The 22,039-nt window shown below is 64.6% G+C and carries 18 protein-coding genes; 5 read left to right on the top strand and 13 right to left on the bottom strand.

Going from position 1 to position 22,039, the window contains the following annotated elements; genetic code table 11:
• Positions 1–464: 464 nt before the first annotated feature.
• Genes HTUR_RS05630 through HTUR_RS05645 form a run of 4 tightly spaced genes read right to left on the bottom strand, consistent with a single transcriptional unit; the run spans position 465 to position 5,896 of the window.
• Positions 465–2,459: a glycosyltransferase family 39 protein gene (locus tag HTUR_RS05630; protein ID WP_012942336.1), complete on the bottom strand. Its 1,995-nt coding sequence runs from the start codon at positions 2,457–2,459 to the stop codon at positions 465–467.
• Positions 2,449–3,408: a glycosyltransferase family 4 protein gene (locus HTUR_RS05635; protein ID WP_012942337.1), complete on the bottom strand. Its 960-nt coding sequence runs from the start codon at positions 3,406–3,408 to the stop codon at positions 2,449–2,451. The genes HTUR_RS05630 and HTUR_RS05635 overlap by 11 nt, the downstream gene beginning before the upstream one ends.
• On the bottom strand, positions 3,405–4,514 hold the full coding sequence (locus HTUR_RS05640; RefSeq protein ID WP_012942338.1) for a DUF354 domain-containing protein: 1,110 nt from the start codon (positions 4,512–4,514) through the stop codon (positions 3,405–3,407). The genes HTUR_RS05635 and HTUR_RS05640 overlap by 4 nt, the downstream gene beginning before the upstream one ends.
• Positions 4,511–5,896 carry a nucleotide sugar dehydrogenase gene (locus HTUR_RS05645; protein ID WP_012942339.1) on the bottom strand — a complete coding sequence of 462 codons (1,386 nt, stop codon included), beginning with the start codon at positions 5,894–5,896 and terminating at the stop codon, positions 4,511–4,513. Before HTUR_RS05645 ends, HTUR_RS05640 begins: the two co-directional genes overlap by 4 nt.
• Positions 5,897–6,236: 340 nt before the next feature.
• Here HTUR_RS05645 and HTUR_RS05650 point away from each other — a divergent pair, with 340 nt between their 5' ends.
• The 3 genes from HTUR_RS05650 (at position 6,237) to glmS (ending at position 9,279) form a co-directional block, all read left to right on the top strand.
• Entirely contained in the window at positions 6,237–6,887 is a 651-nt protein-coding gene (locus HTUR_RS05650) for a helix-turn-helix transcriptional regulator (RefSeq protein WP_012942340.1), read from the top strand.
• A 443-nt stretch (positions 6,888–7,330) separates the two neighbouring features.
• The gene (locus tag HTUR_RS27260) at positions 7,331–7,474 is read left to right on the top strand and encodes a hypothetical protein (RefSeq protein ID WP_187291471.1); all 144 of its coding nucleotides are present in this window, start codon (positions 7,331–7,333) and stop codon (positions 7,472–7,474) included.
• Positions 7,474–9,279 carry a glutamine--fructose-6-phosphate transaminase (isomerizing) gene (glmS, locus tag HTUR_RS05655; RefSeq protein ID WP_012942341.1) on the top strand — a complete coding sequence of 602 codons (1,806 nt, stop codon included), beginning with the start codon at positions 7,474–7,476 and terminating at the stop codon, positions 9,277–9,279. Before HTUR_RS27260 ends, glmS begins: the two co-directional genes overlap by 1 nt.
• A 115-nt stretch (positions 9,280–9,394) precedes the next feature.
• Here the strand turns inward: glmS and HTUR_RS05660 are convergent, their stop codons facing one another.
• The 5 genes from HTUR_RS05660 to HTUR_RS05685 form a co-directional block, all read right to left on the bottom strand.
• Positions 9,395–10,570 (bottom strand): outer membrane protein assembly factor BamB family protein, encoded by a 1,176-nt coding sequence (locus tag HTUR_RS05660; RefSeq protein ID WP_012942342.1) that lies wholly within the window; start codon positions 10,568–10,570, stop codon positions 9,395–9,397.
• The gene (locus HTUR_RS05665; protein WP_012942343.1) at positions 10,567–11,253 is read right to left on the bottom strand and encodes a hypothetical protein; all 687 of its coding nucleotides are present in this window, start codon (positions 11,251–11,253) and stop codon (positions 10,567–10,569) included. The genes HTUR_RS05660 and HTUR_RS05665 overlap by 4 nt, the downstream gene beginning before the upstream one ends.
• Positions 11,254–11,278: 25 nt before the next feature.
• Positions 11,279–11,746, bottom strand: coding sequence for a hypothetical protein (locus HTUR_RS05670; protein ID WP_226377481.1), 468 nt, complete (start codon positions 11,744–11,746; stop codon positions 11,279–11,281).
• 415 nt (positions 11,747–12,161) lie between these two features.
• Positions 12,162–13,163 (bottom strand): carboxypeptidase-like regulatory domain-containing protein, encoded by a 1,002-nt coding sequence (locus tag HTUR_RS05675; protein WP_012942345.1) that lies wholly within the window; start codon positions 13,161–13,163, stop codon positions 12,162–12,164.
• Between the two features lie 664 nt (positions 13,164–13,827).
• Entirely contained in the window at positions 13,828–14,637 is an 810-nt protein-coding gene (locus tag HTUR_RS05685; RefSeq protein WP_012942346.1) for an RIO1 family regulatory kinase/ATPase domain-containing protein, read from the bottom strand.
• Positions 14,638–14,811: 174 nt separating this feature from the next.
• Between HTUR_RS05685 and HTUR_RS05690 the strand changes: the two genes are divergently transcribed.
• Entirely contained in the window at positions 14,812–16,257 is a 1,446-nt protein-coding gene (locus tag HTUR_RS05690) for a DUF7544 domain-containing protein (RefSeq protein ID WP_012942347.1), read from the top strand.
• A gap of 159 nt (positions 16,258–16,416) precedes the next feature.
• Entirely contained in the window at positions 16,417–17,559 is a 1,143-nt protein-coding gene (locus HTUR_RS05695) for an acyl-CoA dehydrogenase family protein (protein ID WP_012942348.1), read from the top strand.
• A 42-nt stretch (positions 17,560–17,601) separates the two neighbouring features.
• Here the strand turns inward: HTUR_RS05695 and HTUR_RS05700 are convergent, their stop codons facing one another.
• From HTUR_RS05700 to HTUR_RS05715, 4 genes are all read right to left on the bottom strand, one after another.
• Positions 17,602–18,411 (bottom strand): DUF6517 family protein, encoded by an 810-nt coding sequence (locus HTUR_RS05700; RefSeq protein ID WP_012942349.1) that lies wholly within the window; start codon positions 18,409–18,411, stop codon positions 17,602–17,604.
• Positions 18,412–18,518: 107 nt separating this feature from the next.
• The gene (locus HTUR_RS05705; protein WP_012942350.1) at positions 18,519–19,016 is read right to left on the bottom strand and encodes a DUF2062 domain-containing protein; all 498 of its coding nucleotides are present in this window, start codon (positions 19,014–19,016) and stop codon (positions 18,519–18,521) included.
• A gap of 90 nt (positions 19,017–19,106) precedes the next feature.
• The gene (locus HTUR_RS05710; protein ID WP_012942351.1) at positions 19,107–20,363 is read right to left on the bottom strand and encodes a Glu/Leu/Phe/Val family dehydrogenase; all 1,257 of its coding nucleotides are present in this window, start codon (positions 20,361–20,363) and stop codon (positions 19,107–19,109) included.
• Positions 20,364–20,471: 108 nt separating this feature from the next.
• Positions 20,472–21,338, bottom strand: coding sequence for an HpcH/HpaI aldolase/citrate lyase family protein (locus tag HTUR_RS05715; protein WP_012942352.1), 867 nt, complete (start codon positions 21,336–21,338; stop codon positions 20,472–20,474).
• Between the last annotated feature and the right edge of the window lie 701 nt (positions 21,339–22,039).

Raw genomic sequence — 22,039 nt, forward strand, 5'->3', positions numbered from 1 at the left:
ACACGGCTATCTCGAGCCGTGACAGCCGTCTCGAACTGACGCCGAAACAGCCGGTCCCCGTCGGTCGCCGACGGCCGCTGATCGCGCTGCAATCGCCACCATTGGTTCGGCTGGCGCTCCGTTTTCGAGCATCCGCGATTCGGGTGTAGTCGGTCACGGCTCGAGTCAGAGGGTCACGACTCGAGTGAACCAGCGGATCATCGGAACGGTATCTGAAGTCTGCGTTCGGGAGACGCAACTCCGTCGGCGGAATACGAGTAAAGCGACGGCTCGAGAGAGAAAGGGGCTCGAGGTCGATACCGTGTCGCTCGGTGCGATCGAATCGCACCGGTACCGGACGCTCTCGTGACGACGGTGTCGCTGTGCTCAGTGGCCTCGAGATATCAACGCTCGCTTCCGTTGAGACGTCGATGTCGATTCGATCGAGAAACGGAGACAGCGAGAGTCGCAGTGACGCCCGTGGCCTACTCGGTGGCCGGCGAGGGCGTACACATCGTTACGTCGCCGTTCGTGTACACCGTGGCCTGGTTCGGGCCACAGAGCCGGTCCGCAGTGGCCTGCTCGATCCGGCCCGCTCCGTCGGCGTTAGCGAAGTAGACCGCCTCGTTCGCGGCGGCCGTCCGATAGACCACGTAGTCGTGGTCGGCGGCCCCGCCGTCCGGGACCGTCGCGGTGTCCGTCGACGGATAGGCGCCGGTCCGGCCGAACAGCGTCTGATACGGATGGTCGGTGTACAGCCGCTGGTCTGGTCGGATCTCGCTGCCGTCGGGTGAACCGGTCATCTCGCCGATCGATCCGACTGCGGCCAGCTCCGACTCCTCGTAGGCGAGTTGTTCGTGGTGTTCCTCGAAGACCGGATTGTCGATGTTGCTCTCCGAGGCCACGATCATCGCGCCCGGGTAGACGAGCGTGAACAGCAGGAGGACGACGACGACCAGCGCGGGCGCGAGCCCCCGATCGAGCGTTCGCAGTCCGATCGCACCGAGGATCGCCATCGGCGCGTAGAGGAACGCGAACCAGCGGTTCGGGATGAACGTGTGGATCCCGAACATCGGGAACCCCATGACGAACACCAGCATGAACGCCGCCGCGAGCAGCAGCGTGAACACCGACTGCTCGGCCCGGCGCCGGTGGACGATGTACAGGCAGCCGACGAACGTCGCCCCGAGCAGGAAGAGAAAGCCCAGCTCTTCGACGTAGGGGACGACTTGGTCGAGCAGCGTCGTCACCGCCTCTGCGGCCCCGGCCTCCTCGCCACCGCTCGAACCGCTCGCGATGTTGAGGAAGCCGGCGCTCTCCTCGACGGTCTGGCGGAAGTAGCTCAGCACGGTCGCGAGGAACGAGTTCTGGCGGTACGGCGTCAGCGACCAGACGAAGATGGTCAGCCCGACGTTGAAGACGACGAGGCCGACGAGGTTGACCGGCTTCTTCGTCCGGAACACGCTCGAGTCGAGTCGCGTCAGCCCGAGCGGGCCGATCTCGAAGACCATCTGGGCGACGAACGCCGCGAGCAGCAACACGAGCATGATGAATGTCGACACCTGGTGGGTGAGGATCACGGCGACGCTCGAGAGGAGCAACAGCACGAAGTCCCGGGTCGTGTACTCGATGCGCATCACCCGGAGCAACGCGTACAGCATCGCGAGGAAGAAGACCAGCCCCATACTCGTCGGGATGAGGTGGAGCCCCCACATCGACACGTGACTGGCGAGCGCGTACACCGCCGCCGCCAGCGTCGCCCACCGCTTCGAGACGAGCAGGTTCCCCCCGGCGTAGACGAGCAGGACCGAGATCGGCATCACGACGCCGAGCGTGAGGTACAGCGCGGAGCGCAGCGACACGTCGAACAGCATCGACGAAGCGGTGACCAGCAGGTGGTAGAACGGCGAGGCGTAGTGCTTATCGTGGGAGATCGCGCCGACGCGCCCCTCCGTCACGATCTGTTCGGTCAGCCCCATGTGCGTCCAGACGTCGATCCCGATGAACCCAGGCGTCGCGTAGAGCGCGGTCCCGCGGAAGACGAGCGCGAAGAGGACGACTTGCAGCAACAACAGTCGGGCGTTGAAGTCCCGGTCGCTCGCGAAGCAGATCTGGCCGACCACGAGGGCCCCGACGACGCTCGCGAGGACGAAAAACGGGACCGTTCGAGCGCCCTCGAGGACCGTCAGGACGACCATCGCCGCGAGCCCGAGGAGGACGACCGTCGGGAGCGACATCGTTACCTTCGACGGGAGCGTCAGGCGGGCGTCGTCGGTCGTCTGCTGTCGTTGATACAGATAGACGAGGTACAGGATACACGCCGTCCCGAGGACCACTGGGACGGTGTTGAGATAGACCTGCGACGCGAAGAATCGCAAGGGGAACAACACCAGTGCGATCAGGAGTCCACCGATCGCCGCGACGGTGTCGAGTCGAAACGGTCGAAGCTCCGAGAGCCGCCCGACCGGATTACGTCCCATGGCCCACCCCCGTAGGCTGCCCCGAGCGGTCGGGGCGCTCGAGGACGCGTCGGTACACTTCGTGGAGGCGGTCTCCCAGCGCCTCGAGGCGCAGTCCGTCGATGACGTCGCGGCCGTCGGACCGCCCGCGAACGGCGGCGACCCGCTCGAGGCCGGCGATCAGGTCGTCGTCGTCGTCGCTGACGACGCAGGCGGTTACATCGCCGATCGTCTCGCGGACGAAACCGACGTCGGTCGAGACGATCGGCAGGTTACACGCGGCAGCCTCTTTGACGACCATCGGTCCGCTCTCGCGTTTCGACGTGACGAGGAGGACGTCGCTGGCGTTCATGTAGTAGGGAATCTCTTCGTAGTCGACGCCACAGACCGGACGTAACTCGAGGTCGGCGTCGGCCCGTTCGACGAGTCGGCGCGCCCGCGGGAAGTCCTTGACCGCGCGCTCGGTGTCGTACGGGAAGAGCGCGATCGGTCGGTCGGTCTCCCAGCCGACGTGTTCTCGGGCCTCTACCTGGGGAATCGGCCTGAACTGCCCGGTGTCGACGCCGAAGGGGATCACGTGGTGGTCGGTCTCGAGCGCCTCGGACATGGGCTGACTCGGAACGACCGTCGCGTCGGCCGCGCGGGCCGCACGTCGACTGAGCCACCGGAGCCACGAGTGGTCGCTCATCAGGTCCGTGCCCCAGAGACTCACCACGACGGGCCGAGTCGGCTGGGCGAATGCGAACGGCGTCGTGAGCCCGTAGTTCGCGTGGATCAGATCGTACTCGCCCGAGCGGATCTCCGAGAGGACGGCCGGATAGAACCGGGCGTAGTCCGCCGGCGATCGGCCGCCGGCGTCGTCCGCTCCGGGGACGGTACAGACCGTGCAGTCGACGCCGCGCTCCTCGAGGACCGATACCTGGTGGTCGAAAAACGGCCGCGGTGAGGTGACCAATTGGAGTACGTTCATGGTTCGGTCGGATTCGTCGTGGCGGTCGAGCGATCCGGTTCGGGCGTTCGCGCGTGCGTTTCTAGCTGTTCGACGACGAGGTCGGTCACGTCGATCCGTTCCGACAGCAACTGCTGATGGCGTTGCGTCCACGTTTCGGACGGCTCCTCGAGGACCGACACGGCCCGCTCGAGTCCGCGGACGTGTCGCCGTTCGCCGGTGTACTCGAACAGGAGACCGTACTCCGCGTCGAGCTCCGTCGTGTACCCCAGCGAGAGCGGGTTGACGTAGACCGACGGCGTGCCGAGGACCGCGGCTTCCGCTGCGGTCGTCGCGCCCTCGCTCAGGACGATATCGGCGTGCGCGAGCAGGTCGTGGAGTCGCTCGGGCGCCGTCTCGAAGGCGTAGCCCGCGAGCTCCGCGGGCGGTTCGCCCTCGGCCGAGAGCAGGACCTCGACGCCGGCGTCCTCGAGCCGGTCGACGACCTCGCGGGGGTCGTCGAACCCGCCGTGGCCGACGTCGTGGGAGGCTTCCCAGCTACTGAGTCGAACGACGGCGAATCGGTCGTCCGGCGAGAGCCCGACCGACTCGAGGACGGTCGGATCCGGCTCGAATCGGTCGGGGTGGAGGTAGGCGAGTTCGTGGTAGCCCGGATAGCGTACCTGTTTCGAACCGATCTCCCCCCGATAGCACGACGGCGTGCAGATCACGTCCGCGAACGGGTAGGCGAGCTTCGTGATGAGCGTCGCGTGTTCGGTGTCGTAAAAGACGACGCTCGTCGTCCGCAACGCTGCGGCGACGTGGGCGGCGGCGACGCCGCCGATCGCCGTGATGACGTCCGGATCGATCCGACGGGCCCGGGCCAGCAGCTTCGCCTCGTAGGTCGCCTGAACTGCGGCCAGCGAGACCAGCGAGTCGGACGCGCCGGCGAGCACCTCGTGGTCGATGTCGTAGGCCTCGAGGAGGTCGATCGCCACGTCGCTCTCGCGGGCGAAGACGTGGACCTCGTGGCCGCGGGACCGAAGCTCCGCGATGGGGTGGCGAAAGAAGTGGACGTGACCCGGATGCTGGATCGTCACGACGACTCGCTTCGTTCCCGTCGAGGTCGGGTGGGAGCGTGCCGTCATAACCGTCGGTAGACGAACCCCGCTTCGCAGGCCGCGTCTTCGTCGAACGTTCCGGTCACGTCGACCAGCGCCGGGTCCTCGGCGAGTTCGGAGGCTACCGCCTCGAGATCGAGTTGCTCGAACTCCGCGTGGGGTGTCGCGACCACGACGGCGTCGAATCCCTCGAACGAGAGGCGTTCTTGGACGTCCAGTTCGAACGCGTCTTCGACCGTCTCGTCGTCCGCGAACGGATCGAAGCCCGCGATGTCGATATCGTACTCCGCGAGGCGCTCGACGACGTCCGCGACCTTCGAGCTCCGGATGTCGCCGACGCCGGACTTGTACGACAGTCCAAGAACGAGGACGCGACTGTCTCGAAGCGTCTTGTGGCAGTTGTTCAGCGCCTTGATCGTCAGCTCGGCGACGTGGTCGGGGACCGACTCGTTGACCGTTCGACTCGTGCGCACGAGTTCGGGCTCGAACCCTTCGCGAGCCGATCGATGGGCCAGGAAGTACGGGTCGACCGGAATGCAGTGACCGCCGACCAGCCCCGGCCGATAGTCGTGGAAGTTCCACTTCGTGCCCGCGGCCTCGAGGACCGCCTGGGTGTCGACGTCCATCCGCTCTAGGGCCATCGAGAGCTCGTTAACGAAGGCGATGTTGAGGTCTCGCTGGGTGTTCTCGACGACCTTGCTGGCCTCGGCGACCTCGATCGACGGCGCGCGGTGGACGCCCGCGTCGACGACCGACTCGTAGAGGGCCGCCACGTCCTCGAGGACCTTCTCGTCCTGGGCGCCGACGACCTTGACGACGTCCGCGAGACCGTGTTCCTCGTCGCCGGGCGTCGCGCGCTCCGGCGAGTAGCCGACGAAGAACCCCTCGCCCGCGGTGAGATCCGAGGCGTCCTCGAGTGCAGGAACGAGAACCTCGCGCGTCGTCCCCGGGTAGACAGTCGACTCGAGGATCACCGTCGTCCCGGGTTTCATCTTCGAGCCGACGGTGGTCGCGGCGCTCTCGACGTAGTTCAGGTCCGGCCGGTCGTCCTCGTCGATGGGCGTCGGGACGGCGATGATGACGTAATCCGCGTCACCGATCTGGCTGGCATCGGTCGTGTAGGAGATATCGTCGTTCTGAACCGCCTCGTCCGAAAGGTCGCCGGTCGTATCGACGCCGGACTGCAGCCGGTCGACCGTCGACTCGTCGACGTCGTAGCCGATAACGCGGTAGTCCGACTGCGCGAAACCGACCGCGAGCGGAAGCCCGACGTAGCCGAGGCCGACGACGCAGATCGTCGCTGTCTGGCCGGACTGTTCGTCGGCGTGTTCCTCGCTGTCCGACTGGAAGGCGTACTCGCTGTGCCGTTCGTCCGCTCGGTTCTTCGTGTCGCTCAGTGTCGTAGTCATGGTTGAGACGGGTTCTGGGCCGTTACACGATCGCGTGCAACGGTGACTGTCCGGGCCTGTGCCGCTCTTGGTCTTCGATCGAACCGAGAAGGCTGGGGCGGTTTACTATAGCCGGGATAAACGATTGCAACAGACGAATCCGACGAGTGACCCCCCCTTCCCGGCGACGAACCGCCGATTTAGGAAACTGCGACGACAGCCGCTTAGAATACTGTTAAACGGGCTTATACGGACCTATAATGAAGAGGGGAGAACGCCCATGTTCCGATACGGTCGACGAGATTCCACTGACGTTCCAACGTCGACAGGCCACCGTCGACCGTCACAGAACCGAACACCCATGGTCTCACTGCCCCAGATCGGAGCTTTCGTCCCGCTCGCGTCGATGCACGCACCAGTTCGGATCGATGCGATCCGCACGCCGGAGCACGGACTCGACACGCGTGCGATCGTCTCGACTCTCGTCGGCGATAGCGATGTGCTCTCGTCCGGGACGTCACTCCTGGGGCGGACGTCGGCCCTAGAAATGGCCCTGATCACGGTGCTGTTCCTGCTGGTCAGTGGCCTCGTTGCGATTCGCGTCGCCGAGGGGTTGTCTGACCGAGACGTCAGCCTCCCCACGCTTCAGTCGCGACCAGCGATCGCAGACGGGTCGTCAGAATCGGACCAGCGGCGAGGAACGGACCGCTCGCCAACCGACGATCACCAGTCGTTCGATCGGTATATCGCACCTGACACACCATCCGTACTGCTGAGCGACGAGGGGGAGGTCGTCCGCCTGCTCGTCGCCAACGACGGTCGGCTCCGACAGCACCGGATCGCCGACGAAACTGACTGGTCGAAGTCGAAGGTCAGTCGACTCTGCTCCCAGCTCGACGCCGACGGGATCATCGAGAAAGTGTCGGTCGGACGAGAGAACGTTATTACCCTGTCCGATCCGGCGATCGACGACTCGACCGAGACGGACGACGTCGAGAACCCTGTGGCATAGTCGTTCCCACGGCGCTCACCGCTCCCGAACCCGTAGGGAAAACCGGGTGGGCTCAGACTGTCCCACCGACTGCTGTTCTGCGCATTGTTCGACCTTGAGCGGCTGAGCTGACGATTATCACCCTGATAAGCGGTCCGACCGTGATCGAGACGGCCGATTGGTTTTGCTCGCGGCGTCGGTTGAACCGCTCACGTTCGCGGATCGATCGGGCCTTTGTTTGGATCCGAACTCGTCATCTGAAAGCGAATAATCGAACGAATGACGAAATCCGACTGCCATTTGATTCCAATACGGCGACTATTTCAACAACTGAAACGGAATTCGGCCATATACAACCGATAAGCGGTATCTTATTCGTGGTATAGTAATGGGCCGTACGGACGTTGGAGCGAGCAGTGACCCGGTCCGCCGGCGGCACGGACGGACCCGGGTGATAGCAAACAATGACACGCACTCCGACCCTCCAGACTGCTGGCTCGAATCGCGTCACGACGACCGCCCGAACGACGGCCCGATTCGCGCTTCGACGGCCGTCCGACCGCAGGACGCGGCGTCAGACGCCCGCTCGAGCGGAGGTGAACGGCTGATGTGTGGGATTATCGCCCGCATCGGCCACGGCGACGCGACCGAGACCCTGCTGTCGGGCCTCGAGAACCTCGAGTATCGGGGCTACGACTCGGCGGGAATCGCCGTCCAGAACGGCTCCGGCGTCAAGGTGCGCAAGTGCTCGGGAGAGGTCGACGAGCTCAAGTCGTCGGTCGAGCGCGGACTCCACGGAAACATGGGGATCGGCCACACGCGCTGGAGTACCCACGGCCCGCCGACCGACGAGAACGCCCATCCGCATACGGACACAGTCGGTGACGTCGCCGTCGTCCACAACGGCGTCATCGACAACTACGACGAGCTCCGGGCGGAGCTCCAGGAGCGAGGTCACGAGTTCGATAGTGACACCGACACGGAAGTCATTCCCCACCTCATCGACGAGTATCGGGAGGAGACCGGCGACACCGAGCAGGCGGTCCGCGAGGCCGTCAAAACACTCGAGGGAAGCTACGCGATCGCTGCGATCGTCGACGGCGAGGAGCGTGTCTACGCGGCGCGGAAGGGGTCGCCGCTCGTCCTCGGTCTCGACGACGAGGAGTGGTATCTCGCCAGCGACGTCCCGGCGTTCCTCGAGCACACCGACGAGGTGATCTACCTCGAGGACGGCGACCTGGTCGTCCTCGAGCCCGATTCCTACCGGATCACGGACGTCGCGGGGAACCCGATCGAACGGTCGGTCGACACCGTCGACTGGGATCCCGAGGACGCGGGGAAAGGCGAGTACGACCACTACATGGCAAAGGAGATCGACACGCAGCCGACGGCCCTCTCGAACACGATCGAGGGCCGCGTCGAGAACGGCAACGTCGCGTTCGAGGACCTGCCGGTGGGGACGTTCGCGGACGTCGAGACCGTCCAGTTCGTCGCCTGCGGCACCTCTTATCACGCGGCGATGTACGGGAGTCAGCTGCTGCGCTCGGCCGGCGTCCGGGCCGAGGTGCTCCGTGCGAGCGAGTACGAACAGACGGCCGGCCCGGTCGACGAGAACACCCTCGTCGTCGCGGTCACCCAGAGCGGCGAGACCGCGGACACGCTCGATGCGGTCCGCAGGGCAACCGATCGCGGCGCTCGCTCGCTGGCCGTCACTAACGTCGTCGGCTCGACGGCCGCCCGTGAGGCCGACGACGCGATCTACATCCGCGCCGGTCCGGAGGTCGGCGTCGCCGCGACGAAGACGTTCTCCTCGCAGGCGGTGACGCTCGCGTTGCTCACTCAGCGCATCGCCGCCGACGTGCCGACCGCGACGCCGGTCGACGACCGCGAGGCGATGCTCGAGTCGCTCGAGGATCTCCCCGAGCACGTCGAAACCGTCCTCGAGACCACGAACGCCGAGTCCCTCGCCCGGGAGTACATCGACAGCGACTCGTACTTCTTCATCGGCAACGGCCTGGGTCACTCGGTGGCCCTCGAGGGCGCGCTGAAGTTCAAGGAGATCACCTACGAGCACGCGGAAGGCTTCGCTGCCGGCGAACTGAAACACGGTCCCCTCGCGCTCGTGACCCAGGAGACGCCGGTGTTCGCGATCGCCACGGGCGACGACGAGAAGACGAAGACGAACGCGATCGAGGCCCGAACGCGCGGTGCTCCGATCGTCGCGGTGGCGCCGGACGACCATCCGATCGCCGACGCCGCCGACAGGCAGTTGTCGATCCCCGATACCCACCCCGTCTGGGCGGGGCTGCTCGCGAACGTTCAGTTGCAGCTGGTCTCCTACCACGCTGCCGCCCTGCTCGAGCGACCGATCGACAAGCCGCGCAACCTCGCGAAGAGCGTAACGGTCGAATGAACGTCCCCACCGCCGACTAACGCCTTTTCTCGATCGACGTCCCGCCACCCGCTTACGACCAAAGCCGCTAGCTTCCGCTTTGCTGCCGATGTAACGGACGGGGACGAGTCCGTACTCACCGGACGAGTGCGGTTTCGGTGAGATCGATCCCCCGGAGAACGCGGCTGCCGGTCAGATACGCGCGGTCGCCGTCGACGAACAGCCGGTTGATTCCGTCGTCGTGGACGGTCGTTGCGGTGCGGAAGCGACCGGCGTCCGGATCGATCGTCGCGAGGTGTCCGGACGAGGTACCAGCGAGGATTGCCCCACCGTAGACGGTTATATTGGTGGTGACGCGGCCGTACTCCCACTCCTCGAAGTCGAGCGAGGCGATTTTCTCCCACAGGATTTTCTGGTCGTCGAGATCGATCACACCGAACTGCGAGTTCCCGGCATCCGTTTCGAGACAGTAAACCAGGCCGCCGTCGGTCGCAGCCAGCGACCGGAACGTTCCGGGGTCCTCGGCGGTCCACTCCAAAGTCCCGTTGTTCGTGTCGACGGCGTATAGCGTGCTCCCGTTCGTTCCGAAGAGGAGGTTCCGTTGGGTAGCGAGGACGAAGTTGAACGACGGTCCGCCGACGCGGTCGCCGTTATCGAACTGCCAGACCGTCGAACCGTCACGGAGGTCCAGTTTCGCCGTGTTCCGGTGGTCACCGACGTAGAGGTGTCGGCCGGACCGGAGGGTCCGCGGTGACGTGAATCGATCGGACGACGACCACTGCCGTTCACCGGACTCGATATCGTGGGCGTACACGCGCTGCCCGGCGACGACCGCGGTCTCGTCGTATACGGTCGGGCGCGCCGGCGAGAACGCGTTCGTGTCCTCGAACCAGAGACGTTCGCCGTCTTCTCGATCGGCCGCGAGCAATCGCCCGTGTCGGCCGACCGCGAAGACGGTCTCGTCGCCCACGGTGACCGGGGTTTCGATCGACTGCTCGGACTCGACATCCCACTCGACCTCGCCCGTTTCCGCATCGATTCGCTTCGCTTCGGTACCGCGCGAGACGTAGAGTTCGTCGCCGGTCGCATCCGTGACGAGTCCGGAGACGCCCCCGAAGACGTCGTTGGTCCACAGGTAGTGTGACGGCTGCTCCGTTTCGCTCGACCCCTCCGACGGCACCGTCGACGACGTCGTTTCCTTTGGTTCTTCGCGCCTCGAATCGGGGGCGAGCGGATTGAGCGGCGTCAGTCCGACGACGGCGCTCACGGCGACGCCGGCGGCCCCCCGTCTGAGGAACGTGCGGCGATTCATCGGTCCGAACCCTCCGTCGCGGGGGTTGCGATCGCGGACTCGTCGGACGAGTACCGGGTGTAGAGTCCGATTCCGGGGAGCGAACAGAGCGCGAAGAGGACCGCTCGCCCGACGGGGCTCTCGACGACGAACGCGCCGCTGAGGACCCAGGTCAGCACGAGGGCGGCCACGAGTCCGCTCGCGATCAGTTTCAGGAACGCTGAGGTCCCTCGGTCGCTCGCCGAGTGGGTCGACTCGGCGCTCAGTTCCGCTGTCGGTGGGGTCGTCTCGCCGACGGCGTCGACCGAGTCGGTTCGGACCGACGGTTCGGTGTCCGCCGTCCGTTCCCGATTCGTCTTCGCGTCGAGTTGCTCGCGCAGGGTCATCGCATTGTCCTCTCGCCCGTCCGTTGAGTCGGTACCGAGGCTCGACGACCCCGTCGGTGACGACGAGTTCCCGTTCCGAGACGCACCGATGCCGTAGGTTATCAGCCCCGAAACCAGGAAGAACACGCCGCCGCCGAACAGCTGTGACCGCGTGTGGTTAGGGCGTTCGTATTCGACCGTCGAGCAGTCCTGTCCGTAGTACGTCGTGTCGACGCACGTCGTGCTCGTCTCCGTAACGGTCGCCGGCTGCGCGAACGCGGCCAGCAGTAACAGGAGTCCCAGTACGATACCGCATCCGCCGATGAGCTTGAGAGCCATAAGTAGCGTAGTTTTGTAAGCAGCGTTAGATGGCGATGATTGAGAGACCGAACAGCAGGAAAATCGCCAGCACGATCATCGCGAGGACGGCCGAGCCGTCCTGGTGATCGGTCGGCGACGCGACCTCCTTGCTGTGGTCGCTCGTTCGCTCGTCCAACAGCGAGATCACGTCTTCCATCGGATATTCGACGAGCGTATCGAGCGTTCGAACGAACTCCAGTACGTACTTCTCCGGGTTCGCGCCGACGTTGACGGCGACGTTCTTCTCGCCGGTGGCGGTAATCTCCGTCACGCCCTCGCCGACCGACCGGATGTCGATCGTAATCGATTCGCCGTAACTCGAGGCGATAAAGCCGAGCCGGAACCCGGTCTTCGCAGTGATCACGCCGCGGCCGGTGTCGTAATAGGTCTCGACGTCGTCGACGAGTTCGAGCGCACCCTTGACCAGCATGCGGGCGTCCTTGGGTGGTCGCTCCAGCGTTCGTGTTATCACGATAGTCTGAAAGTCAATTCAGGACGTATATGTGTGTTGATGTGCGGTAGTATCGGACGTCAAGAAAGCAATTATTAGACGTGCGTTCAGAAATTAATTCGACAGACAGCGTTGTCTTTTATTGATATCGACTGATAGAGAGCTGCTCTGCCTCACTCGATCGGTTCGGGGCGCCCTCTCGAAGCTCGATAGCACGTCTTCTCGTCGAATCGAGCCATGCGAGCGGCCGAACGATCATCGGTTTGCCCGCAGCGAGAACAGTAATAGAAGGCGACGGGGCTGCCGCGGTCGGTCGCAATCGGTCCGTCGATGGACTGCGGTTAAGGGACACGAGAACCGTGTCCCGTAGCGGGATCGCCGTTCGAGTCGTTTTGGCGACCCTCTCCGGCGACTACTCGAGGCGCGAGGGTCGGCGTCAGTCTTTCTGGAGAACCAACGTGATCGACTTGTCGTCGCCGTCGATCTCGACGTCTCTCGTATTCTCATCGTACCCGTCCGCCTCGGCTGCGACCGTGTACGACCCATCCTCGAGGTCGAACGTCGCTTCGCCACTCCCGTTGACGTTCTGTGTCTCGCTCGAGCCGAAGAAGGTATCCTCCGTGCTCGTGACGGTCGCGTTATTGATCGGCATACCGTTGCCGTCCTCGACGGTCACGGTCAGCGTGTGCGTTCCGTCGCCGTCGTTCGCGTCGGTCTCGTTGCCACCGTCGCTTCCGTTAGAGCCGTCGCCGGTGGATTGATTCTCGAGAGTCAGCGTGATCGAGTCGTCGTCGCCGTCGATCGTGACCGAGTCGGTGGCCGTCTCGTAGCCGTCCGCGTTGGCGGTCACCTCGTACTGGCCGTCCTCGAGGTCGAACTCGGCTTCACCGGTGCCGTCGACGGTTTGCGTTTCGTTCGAACCGCTTTCGGGAGCGACCGTGACGGTCGCGCCGTCGACCGGTGCGCCGTCGGCGTCCTCGACGGTCGTCGTCAGCGTCTGGGTCTCGTCGCTACCGTCCGTATCGCTCCCGCCATCGGTATCGTCCGCGTCGGACCCGTCGTCGCTATCGGTTTCTCCGTCGCCGGCGTCGCCATCGTTGGCGTCGCCGCCGTCGTCTCCGGTGGAGTCTCCGCTGTCGGTACCGGTTTCGTCCGAACCGTCGGTTTCGTCGGTACTGTTCGAGTCACCGGCCTCCGTTTCGTTCCCGCCGTCGGATGCATCGGAATCGTCGCTCGCAGCGGTACCCGAGTCGTCGGAGGCGCCGGAACCGCCCAACTCGTCGGAGACCGTACCGATCGCGCTGTTGATGGACATTCCGCTCGCGGCGAGTACCAGCCCGAGAGCCAGGAACACGATACCACAGACGGTGAGCAGAATCTGGACAGTTTTCTGCGCCGTTCGATCCTCCGTATGCCGATTTGGGGCGTTTCCTCTCATAGTAAGTTGGCGACGATAGCGTTAGGCGTTCCTCGTCGTCCCTGTTCCCGACGCCGGCGACGGCGACCGGTCGCTGACCGGCGAACCGAACAGTCTCGCCCGATCGGTCGCCAGCGCTGTCTCTGCGGCTCGTTTCGGCGAATACCACTCCGGCGTCTGGACCGGGTCCGACCGCGACAGTCGGTGCCCGGCGACGGGACCAGCGGGGTGCATTACGTGTTCATTTTGGCCACCAACGGTTCACTATGGCTCTGTTAAGGGTACCTACCTCTCCGCTAAACTGTTGTGTCGGCTACAACTACGGGAAGCGTTCTCCCTCCCTCACCCGTATCGGAGCGCGCTCGAGTCCTTCGGTAGCCGTCTCGTCGCGCTATCGATCCGTCGATACGGCCCGACGAGGAACGTACGCCGAAACCGCTCCGAACGAAACGGACGGAAACGCGAACCACGACGCTGGAAGCTGTGTCCACGAATCACTGAATCCCGTTCAGATGGAGCGGCGCGATCGCGCAGCGTCTCGCGGACCCGTTTGTCATCTCGATCGAAAACAGGCGGCCGCGGGGTTTTCCAATACGGTCGATAATCGGTTGGCGCGGCTGAAACCAGGGGTTTCGCCCGCATCAATCGTCTCCACACGTCTATGCACGGAACTGAACGAGGCGGATCACTGCCGGCGGAGCTCCGCCGCCTGCTCGAGTTCGAGTCGCACACGGTTGGCGTCGAACTCGTGGTCGGGACGCAGGCGAACGAAGTCCAGAAACCGTCGCGCCGCGAGCAACTCCTCGGGCTCGTAGACCGACGCGGCCGCACCGACGGCGTCGGGAGCCCCGATTCGGGGCTCGAGGACCGCCAGCGCGCAGGCCAGGTCGTAGGCGGTGGTCTCGGCGACGCGGTCGTCGTGGACGTTGGTGGCGTCGATGAAGTAGAACTCGCCGTCACACAACAGGATGTTCTCGGCGCGCAGGTCGCCGTGGGCCATCCCGTGATCGCGCAGCGTGGCCAGAATCTCGAACAGTTCCGGCGCGCGCTCGGCGACTAACCAGTCGGGCGCGTCGTCGAGCGAGCGAAACTCGGGGAGGTACTCGAGGACGAGCACGCCGAGTCCGTTGACCTCGAAGGCGTCGATCGGCCGAGGCGCGTTGATGCCGATCTCGCGCATGCGCTCGGTCGCCTCGTGCTCGTGTTCGACCATCGCGCGGGGCGTATCGAACCGGCCGAAGAAGCCGTCGGTACCCGCCGACACCGCGCCGACGTTGCGCCCGGCGGTCAACAGCGCGTGAACCAGCGCGTTCTGCCGGGAGACGATCTTGACGAACCACTCGTCGTCGATGACGCAGGGGGTCGACAGCCAGTTGTCGGCCTCCAGAAACTCCACGCGGACCGCCTCGCGGCCGTAGCGATCCGCCAGCGTCCGGATTACGCGCTCGAGGCGATCCCACTCGACGGTCCCTCGGGCGAGCCGGCGGATGTCCATACCTCGCATGTGGGAGCTTCGAGGTTAAATGCGTCCCGAACTGTTTTCAGAGCGACGTATCGGCGGTGAATGACACCTGACGCGGCGGTTCTCGGGGCAAACAGCCGCCACTGGAGCCTGCTCGAGCCGGAGAACAGTATTGTTATCAATAGCGCAACTGAACGGCAGGTACGTATGGACGCGATCGACGACCTCGGCGACGCGATCGAGGCCAGTCGGGACTTCCTGACACCGATACGCCCGGGGACGTGGGTCAAGCTCGCGTTCGTCGTCGTCTTCGTGAGTTCGCTCGGATTCGGGTTCAGCACGTCGGTTCCGGGAAGCGACGTACTGACGGTTTCCGGCGATCCGACGGGAGAGGTGTGGCAGCTCGAGAATTTCGACGGAACGGTGCCGACCGACGAACTCGCCGCGTTCGTCCTCGCGCTCGCCGGACTCGCGCTGTTGGCGTGGCTGTGTTACGCGTTCGTCGCCGCCATCATGGAGTTCGTGTTCCTCGAGTCGTTACGCTCGAACGAGGTCCGCGTGCGGCGATATTTCGCCGCGAACGTCGGAAACGGCGCTCGTCTGTTCTGCTTTCGTCTCGGGCTCTTGCTCGTCGTCAGTGCGCTCGGAGCCGCGCCCGCATACGTGATTTCCGCCGGCGGCGGCAGCCTCGGCGATCTCTCGCCGGGGGTGTTCGGACTCTACTCGATCTACGGTTTCACACTGTACGTCGGCTATTCGGCCGTGCGCCGCTTTACCGACGCGTTCGTCGCGCCGATCATGCTCCTCGAGGATCGGGGCGTCGTCGGCGCCTGGGGGCGGTTTCGGAAGTCACTGGCAGCGAACTGGTCCGAGTACGCGGTCTATCTGGTGTTGTTCTGGTTCCTCTACCTCGCGGTGCTGATCGGCGCCTGGATCGTCGTCGGCATCGGCCTCCTCTTGCTCATGATTCCCATCGGAATCGTGTGGTTCGTCCTGATTCTCCTCGGCCCGATCGGCCTCCTGCTGTTCGTCGTCGTCGGCCCGCTCTCGCTCGCGGCCGTCCTGCTGTTCATGGGGCTGGTTTGGGCGCCGATCACGACGTTCTTCCGGTACTACGCGCTCCTGTTGCTCGGCGATACGGACGACGACCTCGATCTCATTCCCGACCAGCGAGCGGCGATTCGGGGAGACGGTGGCGCTGCGACCGGTCGGGACGACGACTGGGCCGGTGTCAGTCGTGGCCCGTCGCATCGCGCCGATCGATCCTCGAGCGACGGGCGAGCGCTCGACGACGGCGATCCGTGGGCGGAAACGGATCCCTGGGCCGACGCGGACGGCGCCGACTCGTGGGACGATTCCGACGATCCCGGTTCCGGCCCCGGTTACGATCCCTGGAGCGAGGCGTCCGACCCCGATCGTGAGAGCGATCCGTGGACCGAGACGAACGACTCGAGTAGCACCGACCCGTGGGACGAACCAATCGAGTCCGACGAGGAAGCCGGAACCGATAACGGCGATCCGTGGGACGAACCGATCGAGTCCGACGAGACGTCGCCCCGGGACGAGCCGACCGAGACCGATGAGACCGACTCGGAGGACGAGACGAACGGATCGGACGATACCGTCGACGACGAGGACGACCGACCCTGGTAGCGCAGCACAGCGCTCGAGTCCGCACGTCGATGGTTGCCCGGTCGTCTCGATTCGCTTGCCCGCCTCGAGTGTCGTCTGACCACCGGAGCCTGCGGGCCGCTCGTCGCACTCGTCTCGCTCCGGCGGTGCGTTTATTCTCCGCCCCGGCAAGTGTTGCGTATGGACACGGAGCTGCCCGACGAACACCGGATGATCCGGGAGACCGTCAGGGACTTCTGCGAGACCGAAATCGAGCCGATTGCACAGGAGATCGAGGACGAACACCGGTTCCCCGCGGAGGTCTTCGACCAGCTCGCGGATCTCGATATGATGGGCGTCCCCATCGACGAGGAGTACGGCGGGCTTGGCGGCGACACGCTCATGTACGTGCTGGTCGCCGAGGAACTCGGTCGCGTCTCGGGCTCGATCGGGCTCTCCTACGTCGCCCACACGTCGCTGGCTTCGAAGCCCATCGAGCAGTTCGGCACACGGTCCCAGAAGGAACGCTGGCTACGGCCCTTAGCGGAGGGGGAGCACCTCGGCGGCTGGGCGCTGACCGAACCCGACAGCGGCTCCGACGCCTCGGACATGGACACGACCGCGGAAAAAGACGGTGACGAATGGGTGCTAAACGGCACCAAGCAGTTCATCACGAACGCCAGCGAGGCGGGCTCGATCCTCGTCAAGGCCGTCACCGACCCCGACGCGGGCTACGACGGGATTTCGACGTTCATCGTCGACCCCCGCGAGGACGACGGGTTCGAGGTGACGACCGTCTGGGACAAGATGGGACTGAACGCCTCGCCGACCTGCGAGATTCGCCTCGAGAACGTCCGGCTCCCCGAGGACCGACTGCTCGGCGAGGAAGGCGAGGGCTGGGACCAGACGAAGAAGACCTTAGACGGCGGCCGCATCTCCATCGCCGCGCTCTCGACGGGGCTGGCCCAGGGCGCCTACGAACACGCCAGAGAGTACAGCAAAGAGCGCGAGCAGTTCGGCCAGCCGATCTGCGAGTTCGACGCCATCCGCGACAAGATCGTCGACATGCACCGCAAGACCGAGCGCGCGCGCCTGCTCACACACCGCGCGGCCCGCACCTACGACAAGGGCGAGCCCGTGACCCGCGAGTCCGCGCTCGCGAAACTCGACGCCAGCGAGGCCGCCCGCGAGGTCGCCGAGGACGCCGTTCAGGTGCTGGGCGGCTACGGCTACACCACCGACTTCGCGCCCCAGCGGTTCTACCGGGACGCGAAACTGATGGAGATCGGCGAGGGGACGAGCGAGATCCAGCACCTCGTCATCGGACGCGAACTGGGACTCTGAGCGGCCTCGAGTCGGGAGCGTTGCGACGGTACGGAGAGTGTGCTACTCGAGGGCTCCGACTAATCCGTCGTCACCGTCGTCAGTATCGTTTCCGTCGGTACTGTCGTTGGTGTCGTTCCCGTCGCTATCGTCATCGGTGTCGTTTCCATTCTCGCCGTCGGATTCGTTTCCGTCGCTCTCGTTTCCGTCGCCACCGTCGGCGTCTTCCTCGTCGGCGTCCGTGTCGACGCCCTCCATGAGCGCGAACACGTTGTCCATCTCCTGATCGCGGACGTATTGCGGGTAGACGCCGATGGTCACGAGCAGGTCGTCGCCGGCTTCGACGGCCTCGGTGACGTGGACGTCAACCTCGAGGTCGCGGCCGTTGAACGTCGCGTCGGCGCTGAACCGCGACCGCGTCGTCGTCTCGTCGAGGATCGTGATCTCGCCGTCCTCCTCGTGGGAGATGTCGCCGATGGCGTCGTAGTTGTCCGCGACGATATCAACTAGTTCTGTCGTCGACATGTCTTCGACGGGGTTGAAGTTTCGGCCCGCGATCCCGATTTGGGGAGAAGTGAGCACGGTGAAGACGGCGGCGCGCTGGCTCCCGATCGGCGGAATCTCCACCTCCTTCTCATGGGAAGTCTTGTAGTTCGTGACGGAGATCGTCTCCGAGTAGGCGCTGATCTCGACCGTCTCTTCGACGACGACCTCGTCGATCGCGGTCTGTTCGTAGCCGGTTTCCTCGCGGACGGCCGGATCGACGCCGGCCGGCGACGACTCGTGGCTGTCCATTCCGACCAGTCCCAGACAGCCCGACAGGCTCGCCAGTCCGACGGCACCGAGTCCACCGAGCAGCGTTCTTCGATTCATCTTGGAATCAATGGACGTTCCGTTCGTATGAGTTTATCGGATTTCTGAGATTCTGTCGAATCGATAAGATTTTCACGCGCTCGATTCCGAATTTCGGAACTCGATTTTCAGCGCCGGAGATTGCTGAATATACCCGACCCAGATGCCATATCGAACCGATCGGATCGACGGCGATGAAGCCGTGTTAAATATTTGACTAGCGCGTAGCCGGCGACGGCGAGTCCGACGGCGATCACTACGTTTCCGAGGACGAGTTGACGAATCGCGATCCGCGCCGACTCGCCGGACAACGCGTCTCGAGAGCCCACCGAGTCCGACCCCAGCAAGAGGGCTCCGACCTGAAAACTCGAGAGGTAGACCGCAGGTTTCACGACCGGGTTGAGAACGGCGACGGAGGCGAAAATCGCGGGTTTGCTGATCCAGGCCTGGAGCGAGATGAGGACGAAAAACAGCCCGACGCCCAGCCCGCCGGTTGGAAGCGCCGTCACGAAGACGCCGATCGCGAAGCTCGCGGCGACCTGATGCGGGGTGTGCTCCTCGCGAAACGCGGCGAGGAGTTTCCGGCGGGCGCGATCACGATACCTGGCGAGCCGTTCCCGGACCATTCACTCTGTGCGTGGGTTACCAGCGGCGACCAAAAAGATACCGAGAGCGACCGTCCGCTCGTCGGCTCGACTCAGTCGAGAGTCGACGACTTACGGGAACGAGCCGGCTTCCGCGAAGGAGTCGGCGACGCGCTGAATCGCGACCACGTAGGTCGCGGTTCGCGGATTCTCGAGGTCGTGCTCCTCGATCGTCTCGACTAGCGAGTCGAAGGCGTCGACGATGTGGGCTTCGAGTTCCTCGTTGACGCGCTCCTCGGTCCAGTAGAACCGCTGTCGGTTCTGGACCCACTCGAAGTACGAGACGGTGACGCCGCCGGCGTTCGCGAGGATGTCCGGGATCACGAAGACGTCCTTGTCCTCGAGGACGGCGTCGGCGTCGGGCGTCAACGGCCCGTTGGCGGCCTCGGAGATGACGTCGGCCTCAACGTCCTCGGCGAGGTCGGCGTCGATGGCGTTCTCGAGGGCTGCGGGGATCAGCAGGTCGACGTCCATCGTCAGGACGTCCTCGTTGGTGATCTCCTCCTCGCTCTCCTCGTAGCCGACGACGCTGCCGGTCTCATTCTTGTGATCCTTCGCGGCGACCGGATCGAAGCCGTCGGGGTTGTAGATGCCGCCTGAGGAGTCGCTGGCGGCGACGACGGTCGCGCCCATCTCGTCGATCAGTTTCGCGGCGATCCAGCCAGCGTTCCCGTAGCCCTGGACGGCGACGGTCGCGCCCTCGAGGTCCTTGTCGAGGTAGTCGAACGCTTCGCGGGCGGCGATGACGGTCGAGCGCCCCGTCGCCTCGACGCGACCCTCGCTGCCGCCACTGGAGAGGTTCTTGCCCGTGATGACGCCCGGCTCGGTGGTATTCTCGAGGGTCTCGTAGGTGTCCTTGATCCAGTTCATCTCTCGCTGACCCGTGTTCACGTCGGGCGCGGGGACGTCGCGATCCTCGCCGATCATCGGGCGGAGTTCCTTGGCGAACGCGCGGGTGACCCGCTCGAGTTCGCTCTCGGAGTACTCGGCTGGATCGATGATGATGCCGCCCTTTCCGCCACCCAGCGGGATGTCGACAGTCGCGGTCTTGTAGGTCATCCAGCCCGAGAGAGCCTTGACCTCGTCGCGGGAGACCTGCGGGTGGTAGCGGATGCCGCCCTTGTAGGGGCCGCGGTCGCCGTTGAACTGCGAGCGGAAGGCTTTGAACCGCTCGAGGCTCCCGTCGTCCATCTCCACGGTGAGGTTCGTCTCGAGCACGCGCTCGGGGTGTTTGAGCCGCTCGATCACGTCGTCCTCGACGTCGAGGTACGCGGCGGCGTCGTCGATCTGGGATTGCAGACTTTCGAACGGGTTGGTACCCTGGGTCATACCCAGTGATTTTCACGACGAGGGGATAAGCGTAGCGAATATCTACCATACCTCATGATCAACTATCCACCAAGGTGATTTGTCTCCCCTTGTATTCTGAGCGTTCAGTCAGTTCTCGTCGTCAGCCGCCGCTCGCTCCTGAATTCGTTTAGCCTGAGCGATCAGCGGCGCGTCGATCATCTCGCCGTCGACTTCGAAGACCCCGCGGCCTTCGGCGTCGGCCTCGCGTTTGGCCTCGAGGACGCGCTCGGCCCACTTTCGGTCCGCTTCGTCGGGAGTGAAGGCCTCGTTGATCGGGTCGACCTGGGCCGGGTGGATCGCCAGTTTGCCGTCGTAGCCGAGCCGGACAGAGCGGTCGGCGTCTTCGCGGAGCCGCCGCTCGTCTTCGAAGTCGGTCACGAGCGTATCGATCGCCGTACAATCGTGGGCGGCGGCGGCGATCACGACGCGCTCGCGCGCGTAGAGCACTTCCGTTCCCTCGGCGCTGCGGGTCGCGCCGATATCCGCCGAGAGGTCCTCGGCGCCGAAGACGAGCGCGTCGGTCGCCCGCGCGGCGGCGATCTCCGGAGCGGCGAGGACCCCGGCCGCGCTCTCGATCAGCGCGAAGACGGGCAACGTGCAGTCGTACTTCGCGATTTCGTCCTCGAGGTCGCGGACGTCCGCCGCCGAGGCGACTTTCGGTGCCATGACGCTATCGAGCCGGCGGTCGGCGTCCGACTCCGCCGGCTCGAGAACGGTCTCGAGGTCGGCCGCCAGCGCCGAGTCGCCGGCGTTGACGCGAACGCAAACCTCGCAGTCGGGATCGAACGCTAGATCGGTGAGTACCTCGCGGACTGACTCGCGAGCCTCGACCTTGCGCTGGGGTGCGACGGCGTCCTCGAGGTCGAACACGATCACGTCGGCTCCGGCTGCGGGCGCCTTGCGAAGCATCTCGGGGCGGTCGCCGGGAGTGAACAGAACGCTTCTGCGGACCATACGCTGTGTCCTCGAGCTACGCTCATAGAAATACGTGTGTCAGTGTCATGTGATCCGGTATTGTGTGCGTTTGGCTACACTATCGCGTATCGAGATGACGGTCGTCGCTGTCGAAACGCGCGCGATTCGACGCAACTCGACGACCGGCCGAAGCGCCGAATGATAGCGACGGACACCCCTGTTTCAGAGTGAAAGGAGCGATGGGGACGGGAGGGATGGCGGAACGGCTCGAGAACGGACGGACCCGTCGTTCAGAGTGAAACGACTCTGAGAGTGTCAGCCCAGTTCTGACAGGGAAGAAGGCTTTCACTCTGAACCGGGGGAGGGACTGCCGGTTCGCATCCAGAAGGGGCGGTGGATTCAAGCTAAGAAGGCCTCAAAGGCGAGATATACTGGAATAGCGCTGGTGGAGAGGACGTGGTGCCGAGACGAAGCCAGACTGGAATTGGGGTCGAGGGTCCCTCCCCTCGTTCAGAGTGAAACGGTGTTCGAGGCCGGGGAGGCCCTGTACTCGGTGGTAGAGAGAGAGCGTGCTCGAGTTGTTGCGGGGGCTCCTGACATGAAACCCCACTTTTGGTATTTCAATACTAGGATTGGTGACTATACTACTCCTACCAAAAGATATAATACTACTATATCTAGCCGTATTCTAGACTAGTAGAAAGAAAGCAGAAAGAAGGATGAAGAGAAACCGGAAAACG

Source organism: Haloterrigena turkmenica DSM 5511, assembly GCF_000025325.1.
Taxonomy (GTDB): domain Archaea; phylum Halobacteriota; class Halobacteria; order Halobacteriales; family Natrialbaceae; genus Haloterrigena; species Haloterrigena turkmenica.